The sequence below is a fragment of the Kitasatospora sp. NPDC093558 genome (genome assembly GCF_040683475.1).
In the GTDB taxonomy this organism is placed as follows: Bacteria; Actinomycetota; Actinomycetes; order Streptomycetales; family Streptomycetaceae; genus Kitasatospora.
In genome coordinates, this window is the sequence record NZ_JBFBDY010000770.1 from 1 (window position 1) to 2,669 (window position 2,669).

At 76.1% G+C, this 2,669-nt stretch carries 2 protein-coding genes and 1 pseudogene; all 3 read left to right on the forward strand.

What is annotated here, in order from left to right; all coding sequences use genetic code 11:
* Window positions 1-962: pseudogene (locus AB0O00_RS34960) on the forward strand (acyl-CoA dehydrogenase); the annotation flags it as partial.
* A gap of 81 nt (window positions 963-1,043) precedes the next feature.
* Entirely contained in the window at window positions 1,044-1,346 is a 303-nt protein-coding gene (locus AB0O00_RS34965; RefSeq protein WP_363658727.1) for an acyl carrier protein, read from the forward strand.
* The coding region (locus AB0O00_RS34970; protein WP_363658729.1) for a polyketide synthase at window positions 1,343-2,669 on the forward strand (1,327 nt) is incomplete at its 3' end. The genes AB0O00_RS34965 and AB0O00_RS34970, both read left to right, overlap by 4 nt.

Genomic DNA, 2,669 nt, shown 5'->3' on the forward strand with positions numbered 1-2,669 from the left:
CGGTGATGTCCGCGCTCGCGGTCGGCGCCGTGGACACCGTGCTGCGCACCGCGGCCGGCTTCGACCAGGCGCACCGGCCGGGCGGCTGGGGCTCGGCCCGGGCGGCCCGCACCGACACGGCCGTCGCCGGAGCCTTCGTCAACCTGCTGCTGTACGACGCCTTCGCCACCGTCGCGCTGCGCGCCCTGCACCTGCTGCCCGAGCAGACCAGCGTCTACTCGGCGACGCTCAAGTACCTGCTGCCCCGGGTGCTGATCGAGACGATGTACGAGCTGTCGACCGTCCTCGGCTCGGGCATCTACGCGCGCGAGGGCAGCCTCGGGATCTTCCAGAAGCACCTGCGGGACGTCCCGGTGCTGAGCCTCGGCCATGCCGGGACGGTCGCCTGCCAGGCCACCGTGATCCCGCAGCTGCCGTGGCTGGCCCGGCGCTCGTGGGGCGCGCAGGAGCCGGCCCCGGCCGCGCTGTTCCGGCTGCGCGACCCGCTGCCGCCGCTGCGTACCGAGCGGCTGGACCTGGCCTGCGGGCGCGACAGCGTGAGCGCCGAACTGCTGGCCGGCGTGCCGCGGGAGGCCGCCGGACGGGACGACGTGCTCGCCGCGCTGCGGGAACTGGTCGCCCTGCTGGCCGACCAGTTCCGCGAACTGCGGGACCAGGTGATCGAGCTGGAGGGCCGCCCGGCCGCGCGCGACGTGGCCGGCTTCGCCCTCGTCGACCGGTACGCGCTGCTGCTGGCCGGGGCCTCGGTGCTCGGCGTCTGGCGGCACGCCGGGGACGGCGACGACCCCTTCCTCGCCGACCCGTCCTGGGCCGCCGCCGCCCTGCACAAGGTGGCCAGGCGGCTCACCCCGAAGGTGCCCGCCCTGCCGCCCGGCTGCGAGGCCCGGATCCGGCAGGAGGTCCGGATCCGGTACAGCGCCCGGCACAGCTACGACCTCTGGAACACGCCGGTATCCGGCTGACCCGACGAGCCGGCCCGAGGAGCCCGGCCCGACGAGCCCGTCCTCGATGGTGAGACAACCCGCCCGACAAGGAGCCCTGCGATGACCGCCCCCTACCGCCTGCCGGCCGTGACCCCGGGCGTGCCCCTGCCCGAGTGGCTGTCGGCACGAGTGGCGATGTACCTGCGCCGGCCCGCGATCAGCATCCAGCCCACCGTGCCGCTCGCCGAGTACGGCATGGACTCCGTCCAGGCCCTCAGCCTCTGCGGCGACCTGGAGGAGGAGTTCGGCCTCGACGTCGAGCCGACCCTGCTGTGGGACTACCCGACGATCGAGAGCCTGCTCGGCTACCTGGGCCAGGTGCTGGCCGACCTGCCCACGGCCGCCGGGGAGGGAGTGCGTTGAGCGACGGCATCGCCGTCGTCGGGCTCGACTGCGCCTTTCCCGGGGCCGGGGGTCCCGAGGCCTACTGGGACGTCCTGATGCGGGGCGCCGACGCCGCCGGGGCGGCGGCCGGTGCCCGCTGGGACCGCGCCGCCTTCCCCGGCCTGCCGCCCGGCGGGCTGATCGCCGACGCGGACGCCTTCGACGACGAGTTCTTCTCCATCGCCCCGCGCGAGGCCGCCGCCATGGACCCGCACCACCGGCTGCTGCTCCAGTGCGCCTGGCGCGCCATCGAGGACTCCGGGGTGTCGCCGGCCGCGCTGGCCGGCACCGGCACCGGCGTCTACGCGGGCGTGATGGGCGGCGAGTGGGGACGGCTCACCATGGCCGACCCCGACCGGATCCGCCCGCAGGACGGCTCCGGCACCAGCGCCGCGATGACCGCCAACCGGATCTCGTACCACCTCAACCTGACCGGCCCGAGCATGGCCGTGGACACCGCGTGCTCGTCCTCGCTCGTCGCCGTGCACCTCGCGGCCAACGCCCTGCGCGCGGGCGAGTGCGACACCGCGCTCGCGGGCGGGGTCAACCTCGTGCTCTCGCCCGTCCTCGGGCTCGTGTACGAGCGCCTCGGCGTCGGCTCCCCGGACGGCCGCTGCCGCCCGTTCAGCGCCGACGCGAACGGCATCGGACGCAGCGACGGCGTGGGCGTGGTCGTGCTGCGCCGCCTCGCGGACGCCGTCGCCGACGGGCAGCGGGTGTACGCCGTCGTGCGGGGCAGCGCGGTCAGCCACGACGGGCGCAGCAACGGCGTCACCGCGCCCAACCGGTGGTCCCAGCAGAAGGTCCTCGAACAGGCCCACCGCCGGGCCGGGATCACCCCCGGTCGGGTGGCCTTCGTCGAGGCCCACGGCACCGGCACGCTGCTCGGCGACGCCATCGAGTGCGCCGCGCTCGGCACCGTCCACGGCGTCGAGCGGCCCGCGCCCTGCGCGATCGGCTCGGTCAAGGGCAACATCGGCCACACCGAGGGCGCGGCCGGCATCGCCGGGCTGATCAAGGCCGCCCTCGCGCTGCACCACCGGGTGGTGCCCGCGAGCCGGTACGCCGACCGGGAGAACCGGCAGCTGCGGCTGGCCGACCGGGGCCTGAAGCTGCTGAAGGCCCCGCTGCGGCTGCCGGCCGGCGAGTCCTTCGCCGGGGTGTCCAGCTTCGGCATGGGCGGGACGAACGCGCACGTCGTGCTCGCCTCCGCACCGCCGCGCACCCGCCCGGCCCGCCCGCGCCGCGCGGGCCGGCGGGCGCGCTGGGACGGCGGCGTGTTCACCGTCACCGCCGACACCC